16 protein-coding genes and 9 pseudogenes are annotated in these 21,780 nt (G+C 57.1%); 16 read left to right on the plus strand and 9 right to left on the minus strand.

The genetic code is table 11. The features are described from left to right. Positions 1-5 precede the first annotated feature (5 nt). A complete protein-coding gene (locus ML_RS10230; RefSeq protein WP_010908668.1) occupies positions 6-638 on the minus strand; it encodes a DUF5134 domain-containing protein in 633 nt (210 codons plus the stop codon). A 112-nt stretch (positions 639-750) separates the two neighbouring features. Here ML_RS10230 and ML_RS10235 point away from each other — a divergent pair, with 112 nt between their 5' ends. Beyond that, positions 751-2,730: a cytochrome c oxidase assembly protein gene (locus ML_RS10235; RefSeq protein WP_010908669.1), complete on the plus strand. Its 1,980-nt coding sequence runs from the start codon at positions 751-753 to the stop codon at positions 2,728-2,730. 404 nt (positions 2,731-3,134) lie between these two features. On the opposite strand, the gene ML_RS10240 is transcribed toward ML_RS10235, so the two are convergent. The 3 genes and pseudogenes from ML_RS10240 to ML_RS18085 form a co-directional block, all read right to left on the minus strand. Next, entirely contained in the window at positions 3,135-3,392 is a 258-nt protein-coding gene (locus ML_RS10240; RefSeq protein ID WP_041323105.1) for an isocitrate lyase/phosphoenolpyruvate mutase family protein, read from the minus strand. 398 nt (positions 3,393-3,790) lie between these two features. Next, positions 3,791-6,043: a heavy metal translocating P-type ATPase gene (locus ML_RS10245; RefSeq protein WP_010908670.1), complete on the minus strand. Its 2,253-nt coding sequence runs from the start codon at positions 6,041-6,043 to the stop codon at positions 3,791-3,793. 80 nt (positions 6,044-6,123) lie between these two features. Further along, positions 6,124-6,800: pseudogene (locus ML_RS18085) on the minus strand (MBL fold metallo-hydrolase). Positions 6,801-6,903: 103 nt separating this feature from the next. On the opposite strand from ML_RS18085, the pseudogene ML_RS16450 reads away from it, so the two are divergent. The 3 genes and pseudogenes from ML_RS16450 (at position 6,904) to ML_RS10255 (ending at position 9,142) form a co-directional block, all read left to right on the plus strand. Beyond that, positions 6,904-7,324: pseudogene (locus ML_RS16450) on the plus strand (SRPBCC family protein). Between the two features lie 153 nt (positions 7,325-7,477). Further along, positions 7,478-8,241 (plus strand): annotated as a pseudogene (locus tag ML_RS19365) (MDR/zinc-dependent alcohol dehydrogenase-like family protein); the annotation flags it as partial. Positions 8,242-8,959: 718 nt separating this feature from the next. Next, the gene (locus tag ML_RS10255) at positions 8,960-9,142 is read left to right on the plus strand and encodes an alpha/beta fold hydrolase (RefSeq protein WP_156517097.1); all 183 of its coding nucleotides are present in this window, start codon (positions 8,960-8,962) and stop codon (positions 9,140-9,142) included. Positions 9,143-9,190: 48 nt separating this feature from the next. Here ML_RS10255 and ML_RS10260 read toward each other — a convergent pair whose 3' ends face one another. Continuing rightward, entirely contained in the window at positions 9,191-9,439 is a 249-nt protein-coding gene (locus tag ML_RS10260; protein ID WP_145985203.1) for a hypothetical protein, read from the minus strand. A gap of 166 nt (positions 9,440-9,605) precedes the next feature. On the opposite strand from ML_RS10260, the gene ML_RS16455 reads away from it, so the two are divergent. After that, on the plus strand, positions 9,606-9,719 hold the full coding sequence (locus ML_RS16455) for a nitronate monooxygenase (RefSeq protein ID WP_231846603.1): 114 nt from the start codon (positions 9,606-9,608) through the stop codon (positions 9,717-9,719). A gap of 921 nt (positions 9,720-10,640) precedes the next feature. On the opposite strand, the gene ML_RS10265 is transcribed toward ML_RS16455, so the two are convergent. Then, a complete protein-coding gene (locus tag ML_RS10265) occupies positions 10,641-10,787 on the minus strand; it encodes a hypothetical protein (protein ID WP_156511825.1) in 147 nt (48 codons plus the stop codon). A 268-nt stretch (positions 10,788-11,055) separates the two neighbouring features. Between ML_RS10265 and ML_RS10270 the strand changes: the two genes are divergently transcribed. From ML_RS10270 to ML_RS10290, 9 genes and pseudogenes are all read left to right on the plus strand, one after another. Beyond that, positions 11,056-11,247 carry a hypothetical protein gene (locus ML_RS10270; protein WP_049769841.1) on the plus strand — a complete coding sequence of 64 codons (192 nt, stop codon included), beginning with the start codon at positions 11,056-11,058 and terminating at the stop codon, positions 11,245-11,247. A 180-nt stretch (positions 11,248-11,427) separates the two neighbouring features. Next, positions 11,428-11,600: pseudogene (locus ML_RS19370) on the plus strand (nitroreductase family protein); the annotation flags it as partial. A gap of 81 nt (positions 11,601-11,681) precedes the next feature. After that, on the plus strand, positions 11,682-11,816 hold the full coding sequence (locus tag ML_RS18090) for a hypothetical protein (RefSeq protein ID WP_306455875.1): 135 nt from the start codon (positions 11,682-11,684) through the stop codon (positions 11,814-11,816). Beyond that, positions 11,816-12,231, plus strand: a pseudogene (locus ML_RS19375) (SRPBCC family protein). Before ML_RS18090 ends, ML_RS19375 begins: the two are co-directional and overlap by 1 nt. A 397-nt stretch (positions 12,232-12,628) precedes the next feature. Then, positions 12,629-12,817 carry a DUF4262 domain-containing protein gene (locus tag ML_RS19380; protein WP_414085564.1) on the plus strand — a complete coding sequence of 63 codons (189 nt, stop codon included), beginning with the start codon at positions 12,629-12,631 and terminating at the stop codon, positions 12,815-12,817. A gap of 46 nt (positions 12,818-12,863) precedes the next feature. Beyond that, positions 12,864-13,315: pseudogene (locus tag ML_RS14075) on the plus strand (Fur family transcriptional regulator); the annotation flags it as partial. A gap of 27 nt (positions 13,316-13,342) precedes the next feature. After that, positions 13,343-15,365 (plus strand): annotated as a pseudogene (locus ML_RS18095) (peroxidase family protein). Between the two features lie 81 nt (positions 15,366-15,446). Beyond that, positions 15,447-15,908 carry a lipoprotein gene (locus ML_RS10285; protein ID WP_010908671.1) on the plus strand — a complete coding sequence of 154 codons (462 nt, stop codon included), beginning with the start codon at positions 15,447-15,449 and terminating at the stop codon, positions 15,906-15,908. 54 nt (positions 15,909-15,962) lie between these two features. Continuing rightward, positions 15,963-16,925 carry an FAD-dependent oxidoreductase gene (locus ML_RS10290; RefSeq protein ID WP_010908672.1) on the plus strand — a complete coding sequence of 321 codons (963 nt, stop codon included), beginning with the start codon at positions 15,963-15,965 and terminating at the stop codon, positions 16,923-16,925. A gap of 17 nt (positions 16,926-16,942) precedes the next feature. On the opposite strand, the gene ML_RS10295 is transcribed toward ML_RS10290, so the two are convergent. Continuing rightward, the gene (locus ML_RS10295) at positions 16,943-17,344 is read right to left on the minus strand and encodes a phage holin family protein (protein ID WP_162618277.1); all 402 of its coding nucleotides are present in this window, start codon (positions 17,342-17,344) and stop codon (positions 16,943-16,945) included. A 26-nt stretch (positions 17,345-17,370) separates the two neighbouring features. After that, a pseudogene (locus ML_RS19385) lies at positions 17,371-18,434 on the minus strand (amidohydrolase family protein). 65 nt (positions 18,435-18,499) lie between these two features. Here ML_RS19385 and ML_RS10305 point away from each other — a divergent pair. Further along, positions 18,500-19,799: pseudogene (locus tag ML_RS10305) on the plus strand (MFS transporter). Here the strand turns inward: ML_RS10305 and ML_RS10310 are convergent. Continuing rightward, entirely contained in the window at positions 19,774-21,054 is a 1,281-nt protein-coding gene (locus ML_RS10310) for a competence/damage-inducible protein A (RefSeq protein WP_462138025.1), read from the minus strand. The pseudogene ML_RS10305 and the gene ML_RS10310 overlap by 26 nt on opposite strands. 379 nt (positions 21,055-21,433) lie before the next feature. On the opposite strand from ML_RS10310, the gene ML_RS10315 reads away from it, so the two are divergent. Then, entirely contained in the window at positions 21,434-21,574 is a 141-nt protein-coding gene (locus ML_RS10315; protein ID WP_156511824.1) for a hypothetical protein, read from the plus strand. The last annotated feature ends 206 nt before the right edge of the window (positions 21,575-21,780 follow it).

Consider the following 21,780-nt stretch of genomic DNA (forward strand, 5'->3'; position numbering starts at 1 on the left):
AACTGCTAAACGTGAAACAGCAGAACACCGAACATAATAGCCATCCCGGTCGACATCATAGCCTGACCTGAGGGATGCAGCGAACAATAGCGACTGAAGCCTGCATTCCTTCGCGATGTCGCGAAAGAACGGTACGTCCAGAAGACTGTCGCGATACAGAAGAACGCGAACCAGAGCCAGTTTATAATACTGATCCATCCAGGTATTCCGCTTGCCGGCACCACCGTTGTAGTCATGTCCACGCCCAGCATCGACGTATGGGGCGATGTATGATGGCCAGTGGCCCAATGGTCGTGAAGATGACTGTCCATGATGACGTACATCCAGACCATAGCCAGCATCATGAGAGCCGGATATGCATATGCCGCCCGTTCAGCGATCCTTCGGGACGAAACGGTGGCCAAGATCACGAACCACGCCCCAACTAGCCCGCAAAACACCACGGTCCCTGTCGTTGGTAGCTGAGCACCCCGCGGCCAGGCCATCACTGCCATCGCGATTGCCATCGCAAAATGCAATCCATTGCTCGGAACCAGTGTCCACGGCCGGCGGCAGGCCAAACACGCGAAGCCACATTCGGCAGCGCTCAGCACGAACAGCCCGGTGACAACCCAACGCAGCAGTAAGTCATCAATCATGCGAGGTGTCGCCGCTCGGAGGGAGGCATCTGGCTACTGTAGGTTGGCGTTGACCAACCGACGCTTGCCGGCCACCTACGTGGTCTGCTGTTAGCATCCGTAAGCTCAAGCAATGCAGACTGACGAGCCGACCGGAACAGCGACGTCAGCTATACGGATTCCCCCGCTGATCTCCTTGAGAACCACACTGATGGTGGCTGGCCTGCTGGGTAACGTGGTCGCCGTTGCCGCCTACGGACTGTTTTCGCGAACTGAGCGTTATGGCGCTGTCGGCAATCCGGATCCCGGAAGTTTCATCGGCGTTGCCGAACCCGTGGGGTACTTCGGTGCGTCGCTGTCAAGTGCGCTGTGTCTTGGAGCATTGATTTACTTCGTGATGATGGTCTGGCCGCAAGCAGACGGCTTGATCGATGCTCAGGCTTTTCGGATTCACCTTGCTGAAGAGCGTGTTTCGATCGGCTGGCTGGCGTTTGCACTGACGATGGTGGTGGTTCAGGCTGCTAACGACTCCGGTGTAACACCGGCTGAGCTTCGAACTGGCGCAGCACTATTCAATGCCATTACAACTTCGGAGACCTCACGGGCTTGGATCGTTGTGACGATCTGTGCGTTGCTTGTTACGTTGACGCTGCGAGTCATCATCCGATACTCCGACCACTTTGTGCTGCTGATCCCCGCAGTGATTGGTGTTATCGCGACCGCGGTGACCGGTAACGCAGGGCAGGGACCGGACCATGACTACGCCACCAGCGCTGTGATTGTCTTCGCACTCGCCATTGCCGCATTGAGCGGGCTCAAGATTACCGCTGCGCTGACGGAGGTGACGCCAAGCCGCGCTGTGCTGATTGTGCAAGTTGTGTGTGGGGTGCTCGCGCTAGCGTATGGAGCCGAGCTGGTCTATCTACTTAGCCCGGGCGCGGCGATGATCGATTCGGACTTCGGTCGGCTCGGTCTGGTGGCCGGAGTGCTGGTGACCTTGGTGTGCTTCTCTGACTGCTGGGCGTTGGTCATGGGTCGGCCGCACTCGGATCACCGGACACGTCTTACCGCACTGGCCATGATGGCCGTCACGGCGGCGACGGCGGCAATGTCTGTTCAAACTGCGCCGCGATTCCTCACCCACAGGTTCACAGCCTGGGACGTTTTTCTGGGCTACGAGCTGCCGCAGCCACCTAACATTGTTAGGTTTTTCACCGTGTGGCGGTTCGACAGCCTCATTGGAGCTACTGCCATCGTCCTCGGGATCGGATATGTAGCGGGCTTTGTCCGTGTGCGGCGTGCCGGCAACACTTGGCCAGTGGGGAGACTGGTGGCGTGGTTGACTGGGTGTGTCGCACTGGTATTCACCAGTAGCTCAGGCGTGCGAACGTACGGTTCGGCGATGTTCAGCGTGCACATGGCCGAACATATGACGTTGAATATGTTCATCCCGGTCCTCCTTGTTCTGGGCGGTCCGGTCACCTTGGCGCTTCGTGCTTTGTCCGCGGCTGGTGATGGACAACAACCCGGACCACGTGAATGGCTAACATGGCTAATGCACTCCTCCGTTACGGCCTTTCTTTCCCACCCGGTCACAAACTTCATCCTGTTCGTGGGGTCGCCGTACATCGTTTACTTCACACCGCTGTTCGATACCCTGGTTCGCTATCACTGGGGACACGAATTCATGGCCATCCACTTCTTGCTGGTAGGATATATCTTCTACTGGGCAATAATTGGTATCGATCCAGGGCCCCGACGACTCCCCTATCTGGCACGAATTGGATTGTTGTTTGCAGTGATGCCATTCCACGCCTTCTTCGGGATAGCGTTAATGACAATGACATCGGCAATCAGTGCCGAATTCTACCGCTCCGTCAATCTGCCCTGGCTGGCAAGCATTGACGCTGACCAGCATATAGGTGGAGCGATCGCCTGGAGCGCAACGGAATTACCTGTAATCATCGTCATAGTGGCGCTGATGGCCCAGTGGGCACGCCAGGACCATAGAGTCGCCGTCCGTGAAGACCGGCATGCGGACAGCACCTACGCCGATGACGACCTAAATGCATACAACGCGATGCTACGAGAGTTGTCCCGGATGCGTCGATAGACAAGACCACCCGTTGTCGATGATACGACCTGACGCCCAGGCATGTGGTAGTCATTGTCGAGGATGTGACTGTCCTGGTCAGGTCCAAGATTGCGGATTAAAACGTTGCAGGCGTATTGCCCTCCACGAAGTAGTGGGAAAAATCCTCAAGGTAACATGTATAATCGAAGGCAGGTACCAGGCGGTAGGCTAACACTTTGGCGCCGAGGTCAGCGAACTGACGTGACGTTAACTAAAGGTCTTTCTCTGGCAGCTGCGTTAAAAACATGTTATGGGCACATCAATAACCTGAACTGCGGGGTTTCGATCTCCTCCGGCGTTTGTAGCATCTCGTATCACAATCAGGTAGCCGCCAGCGTAGGCGTAGTAGCGGGCTCAGTGCAGAACCTTGTCCAACCCGCTGTTCAACCAGGCATCAATGCGACCAAGTTATCAAGAAACTCGGCACTACTACGCGCGGCGGTCATGGCTTGAATCTTGGTGGCGTGATCTTCAGCGGAGGTCAATTCGATTCTACCCATTGCACCGCGCAACTTAGAGAAGACCGTATCATCCAGATAGATCACGGCCACGCCACTGGCTCCGTACTCTCGCACAGTACGCGCACCATTGTTGCGGTTGCCGTAGCCGATGTCAGCATCGGCGATCACTGGCACCTGCACCGTCCGAAAACCGGACCGCTGAAAATTCTGGCAGCCAAACCATCATGGAAACCGGTTACCATCAGCAGATCCTCACACACCAACAGCGACTTCAAACTTTCCACCGCATAACGACAATTAGCATGCCCTGGCATGACCTGACCGAAGTAATTACAGAAGCTCATATTCGAAGTCTTTACTTCGCACTTTGGCCATCACGAAGGCAAAGATTGCTACCTCCTGCAGTGGGGAGAGTCCGCGCTGCAGGAGCGATCACGCGGTCCTTACAGCTAGCCACCTTAGCCAACTACCGAAAAATTGCTGTTTAGCTCGATATTCGTGCAAATCCTTATGGTCGAGAAGGTCAAGGCATGGCTACGCATCTCTGGCAGTGGAATCCCTTGATAAAAGAAGTTTGTTCAGTCTGACGTTTGGGAAAGACCAAAATTACTTAGCCGCAAGCTGTTTGACACCACGAAAAACGACGAAAACGCCATGGCAGCACCGGCGATCAAAGGATTGAGCAGACCACTGGAGGCGATGGGGATTGCCGCAACGTTGTAGCCGAACGCCCAGATCATATTAATCCGAATTGTCCGCATGGTAGCACGTGCCAGATCCAATGCCACCGGAACAACACCCAGGCTGTCGCGGACCAGAATGAGATCGGCGGCGCCGATCGCGACATCAGTACCGCGCCCCATCGCCAAGCCTAAATCGGCACATGCCAAAGCGGGGCCGTCGTTGATGCCGTCTCCGACCATCGCGACGGTGTGCCCCTGATCACGCAGTCGTTGAATAACGTCGACCTTAGCTTCGGGCAGCATATCGGCGATAACGGTGTCGATTCCTACCTGTGCTGCAACCGCACGCGCGGCGGCCTGATTATCACCGGTGAGCAAAATTGTGTGCAACCCGCGGCTGCACAGTGCTGAGATGGCGTCGGCTGCTGAATCCTTGACGGTGTCGGCGATCGCGACAGCTCCACATGCAACACCATCTACCGATACGAAAACTACTGTCTCTCCCCGTGATTCGCCTTCTCTCCGTGCGGATTCGAGAACGACGTCGCATGGCGCATTCCGGGTTACCCAGGACGGCTTGCCAATTTTGACATGGTGCTCAGCAACAACTCCCGATACACCGCATCCGGCAAACGCGACGAAGTCGGCAACCGGACGTGGATCTGCATAAGCGGCCACAATAGCCGTTGCCACCGAATGTTCAGAGGCCGCTTCGACTGCGGAGGCGAGCGCCAGAACTTCCCCAGAACACCACCCGCCGGTTGACGTTACCGTGCTAACGCTCAGCTGCCCAAGTGTCAACGTGCCGGTCTTGTCGAAGACCACGGTGTCAATCGCGTTGATAGTTTCCAGCGCTCGGTAACCCTTGATGAAAATCCCCAATTGAGCGCCTCTGCCGGAGGCAACCATCATAGCGGTGGGGGTAGCAAGCCCGAGCGTACATGGACATGCAATCACCAAGACCCCGAGCACCACAGAGAAAGCGCGATCTGGGCTGGCTCCAGCCAACAGCCAAGAGGCACCCGCCAATCCTGCGATGACAAAGACCATCGGCACGAACACGGCCGCGATGCGATCGGCGAGGTGCTGCACACGGGCCTTCTGTACCTGTGCGTCCTCGACGAGACGGACCATCGCCGCAAATTGAGTATCGCCACCGACTGCGGTAGCCTCGATCACTAAGCGGCCGTCAAGCACTGTGGTGCCGCCCACCACGGTGCTTGCCGGCGACGCGTGTACTGGTCTGGCCTCGCCAGTGATAGCGCTCATATCGATCGTCGCAGTGCCATCGATGACCACACCGTCGGCAGTAATGGTCTCACCGGGCCTTACCAGAAAGTGCTGTTGCTTTTTGAGCTCTCCAGCCGGTATAGTAAGTTCTGCTCCATTGGGCAACAAGACCTCCACATTTTTGGCACCCCGAGCAGCGAGCGCTCGTAATGCACTACCAGCCTTGGACTTGGCGCGAGCCTCAAAGAACCGACCCGCAAGAACAAAGACGGTGACTCCCGCAGCAACCTCAAAGTAGATCGAGTCGCTGTGCAGGATAGCCTGCCAAATTCCATGAGTCTGCCGTGGCTCTTTGTCGACGAAGATCGTCGACAAAGACCAACCGGTGGCCGCTAGGATACCAGCCGAAATCAACGTTTCCATGGATGCTGCCCGATAACGCGCGTTGCGCAACGCAACACGGTGGAAAGGCCACGCAGCCCATGTCACGATCGGGGCTGCTAACGCGGTAAGCAGGTATCCCCAGCCGGGGAATCTGTTCGTCGGCACAATCGCAAACATGGTCGACAAATCGGCCAACGGCACGAACAGCAGCGCAGCGACAATGAGCCGCCGCAGCAGGTTGCGGGCATAGTCGGCGTCAGGATCAATTTCTTCGACGGCAGACTCCGCGTGCGCAGTAGCACGATATCCAGCCTGTTCAATCACCTGACGCAGCTCATCAACCGCCACGTCGACGGCATCGATGGTCGCAACTCGGGTAGCGAAGTTGACTGATGCGCGGACACCGGGAATCTTGTTCAGCTTCGTTTCAACCCGGCTCGCACATGCCGCGCACAGCATGCCTGCAACATCCAGCTGAATACGTCGCACGGACTCATGATTATTATTAGTGTCCTCCACAAGCGAAGCTGTCACGACCTTACCTCAAATCGGCGTTGGAGCACCCTACTAGCTTACAAGTGCAACCGCAGGCGGCTTTGACAAAGCACCCGCAGTTAGCCGGGCCCGCGGTCCGCGCGTTCCCGCAACCACTCCCGCTGGCGAAGGACAATGCCGCATCGACGACATGCCCATGACCTGGTACGTAGATGGAATCGAGGCCACCAGTTACGACTAATCGTTCAACGTTGCCGGCCACGCGGCTACATCGGAATCGGCGTCGACTGCGGGGTCGACGGACTCCTCGACCAGATCACCGGTAAAACACCACAACCGCGCCGCTGTCCGCGTCCATGCGAGGTACCACCGCAACTAGATCCGAAGTGGTGTGTCCACGGCCCCAATGATGAGCAATGGTCACACTCCGGTCGCCGAAATTGATGACAGCGTCGTAGAGTCCGTGGTGTGGCGGGAGCATCGCCGCATAGCGGGTCGGTAGTCGACGACAGGTATTCGACCCACCTGAGGTGCACAGTGCATTTCAACTCCGACACAAACAGAATCGCCTAGGATGTTGTCGAAGTTCTTGTGCGTCAACACAACACGGAAGATCGGACTGCTGACAAGCTGCCAAACGTCGGTGTCGATCGCAGCCGCTTCGGCGAGCGTGGTGCTCGTGTCGACCAGCACTGCACCGGCATGGCACGCACAGCATCAGCCCGACTGTGATGTCGCAGACGGAAAGAGTCGATATGTCGGGTGTTTCCGACGTCGTGTACACATCTCGCGGCATCTTGACCAGGCAGCCGTTGTCCACGGAGGCTGGTGGCTGACGAACCGCAGAACCGTCAACACATCTACCAGCTGACCGCTGAACTGTCGACGGAGCTAGGTGAATGGTTACATCTGTTAGAAACAGTTTCTGGCAGACAGGACTGGATGTACTCACCGAGACATCAAAGCCTGTTACGATCCTTAGTAGACCAAATTCATGGCGGCTCCGCTGGCGAAGGCGTGGCGGCTGCTAACCGAACCGGTGTTACGAGACTCTAGATGGGCAGCGGGTGAGGTGGCTACGGCGTTTGGCCACCAATTTACCCTCGACAGAACCGGTTACGGCAAACAACCCTAGCAAAGTGCTTGAAGTGGATCCACCCCACCGCTTTGTGTACACTTTCACTCCAAGCCTAGACGCTCACCTGGCACCTTGCCACGGAAGGTGCTGATACCAGAAGTATTTCTGAAACAAACGGTACGGGCTTTGATTTGGATGACAAACGTATGACTACGGCCTTCAAGCGCATGGGCCCTGGGTAGCGCGACGTCGTCCTCTCCCGTCTTGCCGAGGCTGCTTTCGCAGGCCGTTGCAAGGGCCACTTGGAAAATCAACTGACCGCTGCTTGCTGTACAACGCGACGCGTGTGCAACGATCACCAGGTGATCCTGCTAGCAGTATCCGGGTAGGAAACGATGCTCGCAGTCGCCATCACCAAGCACGGCAATTCATCGGTCTTACAGGTGCCGCAGCGGCCCAATCCACCCCCCCGCCGGGACAGGCCAGCGCGGGTCACTGTACGTGCCGCTGGAGTAAATTTTGCTAACAACCTCATCCGCATCGGCCTATATACAGACGCAGCAAAACTGCCGTCAGTAGTCGGTTACAAAGTCGCCAGGTCGGTGTAAGCCATTTAGAGACGGCGTCGATGAAAACCTTGTCGGAGAAAGAGTCTTGGCCGGTACACAATTCGTCGGCTACGCGGAAATCGTCAACGTTCCGGCGAGCGACACGACACGATAGTGTTCCCCGACGGGGTGAGCTGGCGCATAGGGAGCCAGCGATCCCGGTTAACTACGCGACTGCATAAGCAGCGCTGCTAACGCTACGAGTCCTGTGTGCCGTTGAGCAAGTACTAATTTCACGCAGCGTCGGGTAGTGTCAGCATCGTGGCCGTTCGACTCACTAAGGTCGCCAGCGCCGAAGTGCACGGCACCGCGTCGCCAGGAAAGCACCAGAAACTTGCTGAGTTGGATGTGAACCGGGGCGCCATCAACTACCGCCGCAACGACTTGATGGAAAGGCCTCAGCCCCTATGATCTTGTTCTCGACGCACTTGGTGACACCTCGCTGCGGCATTCTTATGGATCTGCTGCGCGCTGAAGGAAGGCTTGTCGGTTATGGGATTTCTGCGATACAGCAGAACGAGAAGCGTTCGCTGCTCAGGGTGGCTCCACACACGTAGTCGATGCTAAAATCGATCATAGAGTGCTTAATAGGCGGCGTTGTGACCGGGCATGACGGTAGTGACTTGGACTCCATGGCATCCCTCACCACCGAGGTGGTAGCCGCGCATTGGAATAGGAAGATCAAAGAAGCCTTTGGAGCCAAGGCGATTTTTTAGTGACCACCAGATTCTGGCGCAATAGACCATAACAAGCAATCACCAGTGGAAACAGATAACATGGCTTGCATACGGTAAGGAGCAAATGTGATGTACCGTAACATGGTATCTTTGAAATTGGTGACGAATCTGACTACAGTTTCGATGAAACTTTGTTTCATATCGTTTTTAAGTTGTTCCGTGCTGCTAGCGACTGGCTTCGGTGGGAAAGTGTAAGCAAACACATTTGCGGCGTGCTTACCGGGAGGAGTCAATACCTGTCTCATTCAACAACTCATGAGAGTGGAGTGCATTCGGTTAACCCATCCAGGACCAAGAGGATCTGCACGAAGGAGGCACGGTGATCACGGCAGGACACATGCAAGAGCAGTTCCACAGAGGCATGTTCGGGAACCGATGAGCTCGGTCAGAACAACGTCCGGCGCTAGGTTGGACACCACGGTTTAACCTTGGCACGGAATCTGATCCCGCTGCTGTGGTGCAGTTTCACTACGCCCGAGTGCGATCTGTGCAGTCGTACTCCCGCGCTGTCTACGCCCACGCTCATCGTGTCGTGTGGGGGAAGAAAGACATCGTGATCCCACTAAGCGCTGGGAGCGCCACCCATGACGCGATTGCTAGATCTCGGCTCGAGATCCTCGAGACTGGCCATATGTTTTTCTTGTCAGATCCGTACGGCTTCTTCGCGGTCGTCGAGCAGTTTCTGCAATCGGTGGTGCTGCAACCATCCTCTTGATCGCTGATGCGTTCAAACTTTCAGCTCTCATGCGCCTGAGTGGCTAGCTCAGCCCAGGATCAGCGGAGAGCCGACGTGAGGATAGCGATGCCGCTTAACACCCCTCTTACACAATTCTTCTAGATCGAACACCCCGTCCTGCTTGCACCGATGACCGAGGTGTCCGGGGACCGGTTGGCCGCGATCGTGACCGCGGCCGGCGACCTCGGTCTCATCGGCGGAGACTACGGCGACGCAAACTGGCTGCAGCACTAATCCGGCGAAGCGCAGCAGGAAAAGGTCGAAATCGGATTTCATCACATGCAGCCTCGCCCTTAACCCTGAGCGCTAAACGCGATACTAGCGCGGCAACCAGCAACGCTCCATGTTGTCTTTCACTGATCCAGAGGCATTCGCCGTCCGTATTCACCAAGCTAATATTCCACTCTCATCTGCCAAGTGCAGACACTCAAGCAGGCACGCTTTGAACACCGAAGCGGACATAGTCATAGCCCAAGGCGGCGATACAGGTTGGCATGAAATAGGAGGTCGTTCAGCCTTCACCCTGGTGCCCGACGTCGTCGACCTCGTCGCCTAACAGTCGGCCAAAACGCTTGTGTTGGCCACAGGCGGTATCGCCGATGGTCGTGACGTCAAGACCGCACCGACCTTCGGTGACTATGGTACGCCGGTCGGGAGCCGATTATAATCCAGCACTGAGACGCCGGTTATGCCACAAGCTCAATAGCCAATTATCCAGGACAACAGAGAAGACAGTGCCCGGACCTGAGTCTATGGCATTGTGCGGCAACGGAATTTATCCGAAATTACTACGCGCAGCTGGTTATTAACCCGTTGATCCAAGCATGGCATGGCAATGAGGATGGACTGTTTGGCGTTCCTACCGGAGACGGTGAGCGCCTTTGAGAAAGCGTTCGTCGAGTCAGGACTGCGATGTCGCCACTTCACTAGTTGGCGAGACTATAGGACTCATTCACGAAGTTCGCACCGCCGCACTGCTGTCGCTAGCTCGCCATAGTTGATCAACCGCTCGTCGATTATTAGCCCGACCCGGGCGAGATAGCCAGCCGCGGCTGCGTCGAGGACCGTTCCCGTGTTTATTGCGGCACAGTATCCTTCAATAACACCTTAATGCAGAGGTAAATCACTCGGAGGTTAGCAACAACCGGATGGTCGCCTACTAAATGCGCTGAATAAGAATCACCTCACAACGGCACGTAGCTGCCTAGGATGGGCTGTAATGCAGCGTGCATTGTCAGCATGGACATCAGCTCGAAGCTCGTGGGTGCACGTCGCCGCATCTGACCATGTATTCCTCGCACTTGTCCTCATAGGGCCACATGGCGCCTTCCACGCAAAGACTTATCTCGTGCTCTCGTCCATCGACCGACATCTCATCGAACAGATTTCAAACAGTGGCGACAACGGAAGTGCTACCAGCAGCTTCGCCTCCACCTGATGGCGAAGGGTGTTCAGGTCTCGCGTCTACTCCCGGAGATCACCTTTCTGGACCCACCGGGTACAAGCACTCCCATGCCATTCCGTCACGAACCACGGTTACCGTGATCACGGTGTAGGCGGGGCCGCTGCCGTGCGCTTGATTGGTGTACCACACCAGCCGGGCTTCGTCGCCCTCGACCAACATAGGCATCCAGCATTCTCGAAATGCGTTCTCGAACTCACCTTCCGCGCACCCGCCGTACCTTGTGCATGAACAGCACGCTGTGACCTCCCACCCCCTGACGCTGGAACCGGAGAACACCATCGTTCAAACGGACGTTATATGCCAACCGTTTTTGGTTTCAACGCTGGGTCTACATATGCACAACAATGCCCAGTGGTGACCTAGACCGGTGCGTTGAGAATCTGATTTCCTCAAGTAGGTAAAAATCTTCACGTAACAGACGTTCCTCATGGCTCGACTCGACGTGCCCGACGTCCTCGGTGGCGAAGCCGTCATGATCTGGACACTACGGCTGCAACTCGGTGGCATGATCGAACGGATGATCCGCGGCACATACCAGCAAAATAGCCCTGCCGGCCGGCGAACGCGAGTTAGCCGTAAGGCGAATCGCGCAGATCAACCACTGCGTCGCGTACTCTAGCTTTCGGGACCAATTGGTACTGGACAGCCGATGTCTCAGCGGGGCTTTACGCCAACGTCGCCTCGATGGACAAAACGTTCTTCGTGCGTCTACGGGACCTGTCCTCCAATGAGGAAATTCTCGATCTCACGCTTGTGCGTCGCGGTATAGATTGCGTGAACATCGCCATCGGTCGACGAACTGCTAGCCACCACACGGTTGGTGCGCAAACGCCTTGACCCGACCCAGCCGGTCGCAACGTCGTCCTCGAGTGCGCGCGCCGGGCGATGCAAGCCCCCACCGCAAGCAACGCACAAGATCGGCGCTGGCTGGTGATCACCGATGCCGACAAACGTGCGGCGATCGCCGAGATCTAGGGCAGTGTCGACGCTGAGTACATCACTACAACCGCTAAAACCTTCTCAGATCAGCAGACCTGACGCGAGTATAGCAACATGGTGAGTCTGACCAAAACGCTGGACCACGTTTCCGTACACATCATCCCTTGCCTGCAGTGCCGTTTCCATGACGCCGATCCGCTGTTCGAGCGTGGCGGGATCACCTATTGGGACAGCTGGATAGAAAGCTGATGCAATCCAGCACAGTGCGATTCCACATCTACGCATCCACGAAGAAAAGTGGGCAGGTACTGCGTCCACCGGCGCCGCCAAACGCACCACGGCCACGGGTCCTCAAGTGGCCAAATAAGAGCATGTAAAATCCTGAAAGAAGGCAACTAGGCGGGTGAGGTCTAGTCCGCACTTGCATCTTCGAAATGCCCAAGTACTTGCTGTCCGGCGGCAAGAGGCGGTCGTGGGAAACTCGTTCCTGAAGCGGAGATCAACAAGCTGTCACGATATGTGGCGGTCAGCGCGCCAGTGTTGTCCGGTGCCGGAGGGCTATTACCAATTCGAAGAGTAGCTCTACGGCATCACGACGCTGACCTTCAACGAGACCTATGAGCGCAGGCTTGGCTACGCCGGCAACGTGCGGCGGCTGACCTAGACGTCAGAACTGCACGCCGTCTTAGTTGTGCCTGTTCTCACAACAGGTTTCTTCGCACAGCTGTACGCAGCAACCGTCGTCGGTGAAATAGCAGATTTTACAGGCAAGGTGGTGTCAGCACGATGACCGCCACATGAAAGGAACAACAATGTGCTGGATATGTGACCATCAGGGCAACACCAAAGACAATTACTGGACGATGTTGTAATACGTGGAAAACGACCGAGTGCTCTACACGTATATAGTCGTCCTGACCCATCATGGGTTGCCCGAATTCTTGGTGACTGGCGTCTAACCCCAGCAAACTGCGCGAATGTTGGGCGGCGTTGCCCGATCAGCTCCCGTTCTTCGCCCACCGAATCGCGGTGAATAACTAAGGTTAAGCGTCAGCACCGTGGTGGAAGTCGTCGCGATTGAGTATCCCGACGCGCACATGGACACCGCGACTGTGATTTACAGCAGCACAGTCAAAGCATTGCAGCTGGTGTGGACTTACAGACGTAGTCGCTGGCCCTGGGAACCGGGCTTCAACGATGGTCGAAGTATCCAGCCGGTGCTAGGCGTACGGTCCACACCAAACTCTTGATCTGCTCCAGAAAAGTCTAGAGTCATATCGGTCCGTGTTGTCCCCGATGTCGAACTACGCAAAGCAGTTGCGCATGGCTTATTTGCGTGTGACCCGTCCACAAATCGCCGTGTCCGAAGCAGTGCACACGCCCCCGCACGCCAACATTAAAACGAGCCGTAATGCCGTTCCGTGTTGAACTGCCCGCAGTGTCCCGGCAAACCGTGTACGACGTACTGCAATGGCCTGACTACCACAAGTCTGGTAAGGAGCGAATCTCTGGTAAGGAGCGAATCCAGTCCTCGGGTTCGGTTGCTTGCTACGAGTTACAGGCCGGAAAGAACCACCATCACATTGTGTGCCAATACTGCAGAGCGCAATCGCAGACGCTAATTATACGACCGGTGAGGCGCCGTGTCTCTGACTACCTCAGACCCTAACAGCTTCCCTATTAAGGAGGCTGAAGTCATCTACTGGGTCCTATGCCCGGACTGTTCGACATCAGACACTCCCGAAAGGAATGCCGTACTCGAGGAACACCCGCCCATTAATGAAGCCAACACGGAAAACGTTGAGAGCGGCGGCCCCGGTTATCGGTCACATCAAATGCCCCGTCCAGAAAGATAAAGATCCCGTCGAGGGCGACAGGAACCAGGACTGGTGGCCGAACAAGCTCAATTCTCAAGATTCTGCATCAACATCCCACCGTAGCCGGCCCTATGGGCGTTGTTCATCCGGATGGCGTGACACGCACCTTAGACACCTACCGCATCAAAGTTAAGGCCGCGGCGCACCGGGGCCGGTAGGCAGCGGTTCGCGTGGCTCAACAGCTGGCCCGACAACGCCAGCCTAAACAAGGCTCGCCGGCTGCTGTGGCCGGTCAAGAAGAAAATACAGCAAGAAGCTTCTCGTGGGCCGACCTGATCGTCTTAGCCGGCAACTGCGCACTGGAATCCATGCGCCTCAAGAGAGCTTTAATTTTCGGCGCAGTCTAATTTACGTGAACCCGAAGGGTCCCAACGACAATCCGGACTCGATCGCCGCGGCGGTGGGTATCCGCGAGACATTCGGCCGCATTGCGATGAATGAAGTCTAAACGGCTGCGCTGACCTTCGAAAGCCACACGTTCGGAAAGACCCACGACGCCGGCGACGCCAAACTGGTTGGCCCCAAGCCCGAGGCCGCTCCGTTGGAGGAGATGGGCCTCAACTGGAAGAGTTCCTTTAGCACCGGTGTGAACAAGGACGCGATCACCAGCGGCATCGAGATGAGTGTGTTACATCCACTCCGACGAAGTGAGACAACAGCTTCCTTTAGATCCTTGTACGGCAACAAGTATGGAGTTGACGAAAAGTCACGCTGGGGCCTGGCAGTACAGCGTAAGGGACGGTGCCGGTGCGGCACCATTCCCGACCTAATTCAACTCATCCCAGCAGCGTGGCAACGTACCCCCAGCCATGCTGACGACCGACCTGTCGATGCGGTTCGACCCGATCTACGAATGAATTATACGCTGCTGGTTGGAGCATCGTAGGAATTGGCCGACAAGTTCGCCAAGACCTAGCATATGCTGATCCACCGAGGCATGGGGCCGGTCGTCCGCTACCTCAGACCGGCTAGCTCCCAAGAAAGTCCTGTTGCGGCAAGACCCCATCCCTACCATCATGTACGACCTCATCTATGCAGCCGACATAGCCGCCCTAAAGAGCCAGATCCTGTCGTCGGGTTTGATTGTTTCGCAACTGGTTTCCACCACATGGGCAGCTGCGTCGTTCCGCAGTAGCGATAACCGCGGCGGTGCCAACGGCGATCGTATCCTCCTGCAGCAACAAGCTGGGTGGGAGATCTATGAGCCCGACAAACTAGCACGTATGATACGCACCCTGGTAAGGGATTCAAAAATCTTTCAATTCCTCTGCGACCGGTAATACCAAGGTGTTATTCGCTGGCCTTATCGTGCTCGGCGGGTACACCACAATGAAGAAGGTGGCATTAACCACTGGACCCCCGTTATTTATGGTGCTCTTCCGGCTGAGCCGCGCGGATGCGTCGCAAGAACAGACCGATGTGGAATCCTTTGCCATACTCGAGCCGAAGGCAAATGACTTCCACAACTACCTCAGAATAAGGTAACCCGTTGCCGGCGGAACACATGCTAATCGACAAGGCTAAATCTTAATCTCTTGACGCTTAGCACTCCCGAGATGACGGTGTTCTTTGGGTTTTGCACGTACGCGGTACGAACTACAAGCACTCGCCTTTAGACGTGTTCACCAAGACCTCTGGGTCCTCAAAAGTCGCCTTGACCAACGACTTCTTCGTGAATTTGCTCGACATGAGCACGACGTGTTCGCCGTCGGCAACCGACGACGGAAGTTACGAGAGCAAGGATGCCAACGGAAACGTGCATTGACGGGCAGCCGCGTGGACCTGGCATTCGGGTGAAATTCAGAGTTGCGCGCGATTTCCGAAGTCTATGGCGCTGATGACGCGCAGCAGAAGTTGTGTGCAGGACTTCATCGCTGCGTGCAACAAGGTGATGAATGCTGACCGGTTCGATCTGGCCTGACGGCCACACGGCACCGCAGCAAACTGAGCCCGGCGTCCCAGCGGTTCGAAATCCCCCGCACACCAGGTACGCTGGGGTGCTATGTGGTTGACAGCAGCACCTGCTGCGGCGAGATTTGTCGTTGCGAGTGTGATAGCTGCGAGTTGCGCTGCGTCGACGGGTGTTGCCGGCGCCGATCCGCAGTCGCCGTCTGCACCGAAGACAACCATCGACCACGATGGCACATATGCGGTGGGAACCGATATCGCGCCCGGCACGTACAGCTCCGCCGGACCTGTCGGCAACGGGACATGTTATTGGAAGCGGATCGACAACCCCGATGGCCCTATCGATAACGCCATGAGCAAAAAGCCGAAGATTGTGCAGATTGAAGCGAGTAACAAAGCATTCAAGACCACCGGCTGCCAGCCCTGGCAGCAAACGAGTAACACCACCGTATCAACGGATCTCCCCGGGCCGATCGCAGGAATCCAACTGGAAAGCAATCTCGGGATCCTCAATGGGCTGCTCGCCTCAAACGGCCAGCAAGTGCCGCGGTCCTGATCGCTACTGGCCACACCCAGACAACTGAACCGGTTTCTCGGTTACGGTGCTGCCATGGCAAGTAACGGGCAACAAATTGTCGTCATTGGTGCCGGCGTGAGTGGCTTAACATCGGCCGTCTGTCTGGCCGAAGCGGGATGGCCGGTGCAGCTGTGGGCTGCCGCAATGCCACAGCAGACGACCTCCGCGGTGGCGGGGGCGGTATGGGCACCGCCACGGCCAGAGGAACGTGCCTCTACATCGCTGGCTTGGACAGGACACTCACTGCAGATATTTCGTGAACTGGCTAACGACCCCAGCACCGGGGTGCGTATGGCGCCAGCGTTGACCGTTGGCGATTTACCCGGGGCGAACGCGATGGGGCTTGCTGCCAAGCTGATCCCCGACCTGCGGCCGGCGGACCTGGCCGATCTCCCTGACGGCTTCGGTGCCGGGTTTTTCGGCACCATGCCAATGATCGATATGCCCCAATACCTCGATTACCTGACAGCGCGACTGGCGGCAGCCGGCTGCGAACTCGAAACTCGTTCAGTACGGTCGCTAGCTGAGGCCGCAGACACTGCACCGATAATTGTTAACTGCACTGGTCTCGGCGCAGCAGCCCTCGCGAACGATGACACGGTGCGTCCATTGTTTGGTCAACACGTAGTCCTCACAAATCCCGGTCTGCAGCAACTCTTTTTGGAAGTCAATAACGGTTCGGAATGGATCTGCTACTTCCCCCACCCTCTGCGCGTGGTGTGCGGCGGCATCAGTATCCCCGGCCGCTGGGATACCACCCCAGACCCCGCGGTGACTGACCGAATCCTGCAACGCTGCCGAAGAATCGAACCACGGCTCGGCGAGGCCGCGGTGATCGAGACAATTACCGGGTTGCGGCCAGACCGTCCGTCGCCGCGGGTGGAGGTTGAGCTGAGTGGGTCCGTGCGGTACATCCACAACTACGGCCACAGCAGCAGCGGCGTGACCTTATCGTGGGGGTGCGCACGCGACGTGGTGCGCCTTGTCAGCGACTGATCATTGACCCCGAGTTCTCAGTCGCAAGTGCGGCGCCCAGCACCTCGAATCAGCATCGACAGCACCCAGCTCACAATTGACAACACGATCGCAGCCCAGATTGCAGTCCACCAGAAGTGGTCGATTTGCAATCCCCAGTGGGTGGTGTTCCCCGTGATTCGGGCCGTTATCCACAGCATCAACGCGTTAACGACGACGTGAAACAAGCCGAGGGTCAAAATGTACAACGGGATCGACAAAATTTGCACGATTGGCTTAATGATCGCGTTGACCAAACCGAAGATCACCGCCACCACGAAGATGATGCCTACTCTCTGCAAGGTCGTGTTGCCACCGACAAAGCTCAGGCCGTGGACGAACTGGGTGACCACCCACAACGCCAAACTGGTCAACGCAGCGCGAACAAGAAAAGGACCCACGGCGGGAGATCTTGCCATCGAACGCTCTAATACAGAGCGTAGAAACGCTGCACATTCAACCAGCCAATCTTTACGCGCGCCTCGTAGCTGATTCGGTGCGGGTACGCAGCAGCTTGGTGCTTTCCGGCCATTCGCAGTTCCAATACGGGTAGTAGCTGGCGAACATGATTAAGTCGGAACTGAGCACGTCGACCACGCTGGGCAGGATCGGCTCTCTCAGCTCACAGGTAACCCAGATGTTGCCTTCGGTCAGATAACCGCGCGGATCACAGCGCCAACCGCTCTCAACCTAGTTTTCCCACTTCATCGTAATGATCGTTCAGGCGATCAATGAAGAATGGGACCAACCCGCACCGACTTCCATGAAAACGACTCGCAACTGCGTATGGCGCTCGACCACTCCGTTTGAGACGAGCGCAGTAATCGCCGTCACCCAGTCTAACGGAAAGCTAATGCAGGGCACCTAGATGTAGTTCTTGAATCGGTCAACACCAATCTGCGGCAAATGGATACCGGGCGTGAATGCTGATCGCCATCCCACGCTCTACGGTGGCTGCGTAAAACGGGCCGAGGTAGGGGTGGTCGAGGTTGCTAGCGTTCAGAACCGGCGGGATCAAAGTCACAGCGATCCCAAGTTCCTTGACCCCGTTCGTGATGTCGATAGCCACCTGGCCGCGTTCCATGGAGGTCACACCACCACCACGCAACCAACCGTTTGTCGGCGCGCAATAATCCCCGATCCACTGGTTGTAGAATCGGGCTAATCTGGTAGCGAAATCAGGGTCATCGAGTCTGAGTATGCAGAACCCGAGGCTGGGATACAACACCATCATGTCGATGTGCTCGCGGTCCACATCTCTCAGCACACCCTCGGCCGACCTGCAGTTGATATCGGGTACCTTGATAATTTCGTGCTCGGGCTGGCAACCAGCGCTGGAGCCTCTGGTCTTCAGGGGTAGTTGCGGCCTTCGAGGGTCAACCGCAGCCGCCTGTCGGTACTGGGTTTCACGCTATTAAGTCAACGCTTGATGGCTTAATCACCAGTGAAGAATTCTCGGCCGACGTGTCCGTCGACATCCATGATTCTCATGTATCCGAAACGTACTCGGGCAAGTCGCGCATGCGCCATCGCTTCGTGTACGCAACGATGCTTCCGTGACAATTCAACGTGATCACTGGTGATCCACGTAACTCGTTCATTGCGGCAATGTTGGGCCATGCTACGGATGGCTTCGATTACTTCATCGTGGTGTTCGTCTATGACGACATCGCAAATAATGTCTACCACAGCAAGGCCGAAGTCGCGTTCACTACCACGGCCACCCTGATCATGCGTCCGGTGGGCGCATTGTTGTTTGGGCTCTGGGCTGACCAGACCGGTCGGCAACTCCCGCTGATGTTGGACGTGATGTTCTATTCCGTGGTGAGATTCTTATGCACGTTCTCGCCAAACTTCACCGTGCTGGTGATCCTGCGGTTGCTCCACGGCATTGGTATGGGCGGCGAATGGGGGCTGGGTGCAGCGCTTGCGATGGAGAAGGTTCTCGTCGAACGTCGGGGCTTTTTCTCCGGACTGCTGCAGGAAGACAGCGCGTTTGGCTGTTTGCTGGTAAGTATGGCATCGCTGGTGGTGATGGATTGATTGCACTTAACCATGGCGATGGTTGTTCGGCCTAAGCATCATCCCGGCCCTGATTAGCCTGGTCATCCGTTACCAGGTGCAGGAATCCGAGGTATGAGAAGCCGTCCAGGCCGGATACAGCTGACTACTGACTAACACCAGAATCCGTAACGTGCCTCGCTGCGAGGCGATCGTCTGCCGGTTCACCTATCTGGTGCTGCTGATGATCGCATCCAGCCTGGATGAGCCACGGCACCCAGTACATCTACCCAACATTTTGGTAGCAGCTTCCAACCACGGTGCCGTCCTGTCCAGCTCGACCGTCAAGTGGATCGTGATGGTCTACAACATCGGCACCATCATCGGCCGATTACACTTCGGCACGCTGTCACAGCGGTTCAGCCGACGCAATACCGTCGTGTTCTGCGCGCTGCTAGCACTGCCTATCGTGCCGCTCTTCGCCTACTTACACGCCGCGGTGATCGTGGTGATGTTGTGCCTCGGCTCCTTCCTGATGCAAGTCAGTGTGCAGGGTGCGTGGAGTGTCTATCCCCGCGCACCTGACCGAGATGTCGCAGGACGCCATTAGTGGCCCTCTACACTGGCGTCACCTACCAGCTCGGCAATTTGCTCGCGGCGTTCAAGCTGCCCATCCAGGCACACCTGGCCGAGCCCCACGGCTACCCTTTCGCGTTGACCGGTACGATAGTGTCAGTTTTACTTGCCGTCGCGATACTGACGCTGACCAGCAAAGACGCGACTGGAATCCACTTTGGTACTGCCAAAACCACTTCTGTCCCAACCGAAGTCACGGTACCGAATCGGTATCGCTGAGCGCATGGCGCAGGAGATGCATCGCCACGGTCGTCGAACGCTCACGGATGTCGGACCGGTTCCCGGGTAGCCGTAGTGTCCGAGTGAGCGTCGGACCTCCGTCGGCAAGCATCACGGTGAAGCAGACAGTTCCAATTGGCTTTTCCGCAGTCCCCCCTCCCGGACCAGCAATTCCGCTGATCGCGGCGGCCGTATCGACATCGAAGCGCTGCAGCGCACCCGCCGCCATCGCTTCGACCACCGGCTCGGACACCTCCCCATGCTCCGCAATCAGCGCCGGGTCGACGCCGAGTAACGTAACTTTGGCCTCATTGGAGTAGGCAACCAAGGCACCCGCCACATAGTCAGATGAGCCAGGCCGCTCGGTCAGCCGTGCCGCCAGCAGCCCTGCAGTACATGATTCGGCTGTCGCGATCCTCCGGCCGGCCAGTAGGTGGGCGATCAGATCATCCACACGAGCACCATCTTCGGAATAGAGCTGATGTCCGTGCCGGTCACGCAATAACTGCGTTAACTCCACATAGACGTTGACGACGTCCGGTTCGTAGCGCGTCACCATTTCGATCTCCCCGCGCCGCAAGCAGGTGGTGATCTCGAGCGCATCAAAGCCAGGGATGGAGGCCTGCGCATCACGCAGCGTCTCGGCGAGCCCCGACTCGGAAAGGCCGAACATCCGCAGGGTCTGCTGCCGGTAAATGGTTCGGTCGGCGATCGCTTCCCGCGTGGCTGCGGTCATGACCGCGCGACGCCACATCGGTTGCAGCTCACTTGGCGGTCCGGGAAGCACCATCACCGTCGGCTTACCCGGCACTACCAAACCCGGCGCAGTGCCAATCGGGTCAAGCACCTGCGAACCGGCGGGAATCATCGCCTGCTTGCGGTTGGCGGCGCGCACCGCCTCAAAGTCACCGGGATTGAAGCGCGTCATCAGTGAATTGAGAATGGCGGCAATTTTGTTCTCGAGCTCGACATCCAACACCATCTCACGATTACAAAAACGTGCCACTACCTCGACTGTCATGTCGTCGGCGGTGGGTCCCAGGCCGCCGCTAGTAACGATCAGGTCTACGCCTGCCTCTGCCATGAAGCGCAGCTGCGCCTCGATGTCAGCAGGGCAATCACCACAGATTGTAATGTGTGCGAGCTTGACGCCTAGCTCGAGTAGCCGATCTGCGAGCCAAGGGCCATTTCTGTCTCGGACACGGCCGGTGAGGATTTCCGTTCCAGTGACCACGATGCCTGCACGTGCGCTCACCACCATTAGCCTACGCATGAACTAGCCTGGGGCCGTGGCGAATGCGCCCCGAAGTGACAGAATTCGCTATGACAAAGTGCGGCGACATGGACACCGCCTACTAGATCCTTGGTGGCGGTCCGACCGACCTTCTGGTCATGTCGGAGCCGTTCGCCCCGATCGACTCGGTCGACGATGAGCCGCCAATGTATGATTTTACATCGACGCCTAGCCTCGTTCAGCGAGGCAGATCCAGTTAACCATCGCGGAGTCGGTCTCTCGTCGCGGCTTCCTTCGATGAACCTGTCAAGATCGACGTTTTGGGCCGAGAACGCGATCGCTGTGATGAACGCAGTTGGATGCCAGCAGGCAACGATCTTCGCGCTGAGGTTTCCCTGCGATGAACGAACTTGTGCTCGACGCTGACGCTCACGAGTGGGTGCGCAACTTGGCGGTCGTCAACAGTGCTGCACACACTGGGGGCGCCTTACTACCCGGTCGGCGCCCAGGCCGCATCGTGCTACTCCGTTCACGACGGTAGCGCTCGAACCCGATTCGTTGGAACAGGGTTTCGACATGTTGGCGACCATCGCACCGAGTTTTGCTCACGACGGCGCTCCACGCCTGGGTGAGATCTGGCCAGCAACCGTACGGGGCCACCTAGCATGGCTAGCGCCGTCTCCTAAGATCGTGACCAGAAGGTGACATACGAGAAAACCCTCGGGCGCACTAGCGTCCCGATCTTGA

The organism is Mycobacterium leprae TN (genome assembly GCF_000195855.1).
Classification (GTDB): Bacteria; Actinomycetota; Actinomycetes; order Mycobacteriales; family Mycobacteriaceae; genus Mycobacterium; species Mycobacterium leprae.

Bases quoted from the DNA above. Each gene is read 5' to 3' on its own strand.
- ML_RS10230 (WP_010908668.1), bottom strand. From the start codon at position 638: ATGATTGATGACTTACTGCTGCGTTGGGTTGTCACCGGGCTGTTCGTG.
- ML_RS10235 (WP_010908669.1), top strand. From the start codon at position 751: ATGCAGACTGACGAGCCGACCGGAACAGCGACGTCAGCTATACGGATT.
- ML_RS10260 (WP_145985203.1), bottom strand. From the start codon at position 9,439: ATGAAATCCGATTTCGACCTTTTCCTGCTGCGCTTCGCCGGATTAGTG.
- ML_RS10265 (WP_156511825.1), bottom strand. From the start codon at position 10,787: ATGTTGGTCGAGGGCGACGAAGCCCGGCTGGTGTGGTACACCAATCAA.
- ML_RS10270 (WP_049769841.1), top strand. From the start codon at position 11,056: ATGGCTCGACTCGACGTGCCCGACGTCCTCGGTGGCGAAGCCGTCATG.
- ML_RS18090 (WP_306455875.1), top strand. From the start codon at position 11,682: ATGGTGAGTCTGACCAAAACGCTGGACCACGTTTCCGTACACATCATC.
- ML_RS10285 (WP_010908671.1), top strand. From the start codon at position 15,447: ATGTGGTTGACAGCAGCACCTGCTGCGGCGAGATTTGTCGTTGCGAGT.
- ML_RS10290 (WP_010908672.1), top strand. From the start codon at position 15,963: ATGGCAAGTAACGGGCAACAAATTGTCGTCATTGGTGCCGGCGTGAGT.
- ML_RS10315 (WP_156511824.1), top strand. From the start codon at position 21,434: ATGAACGAACTTGTGCTCGACGCTGACGCTCACGAGTGGGTGCGCAAC.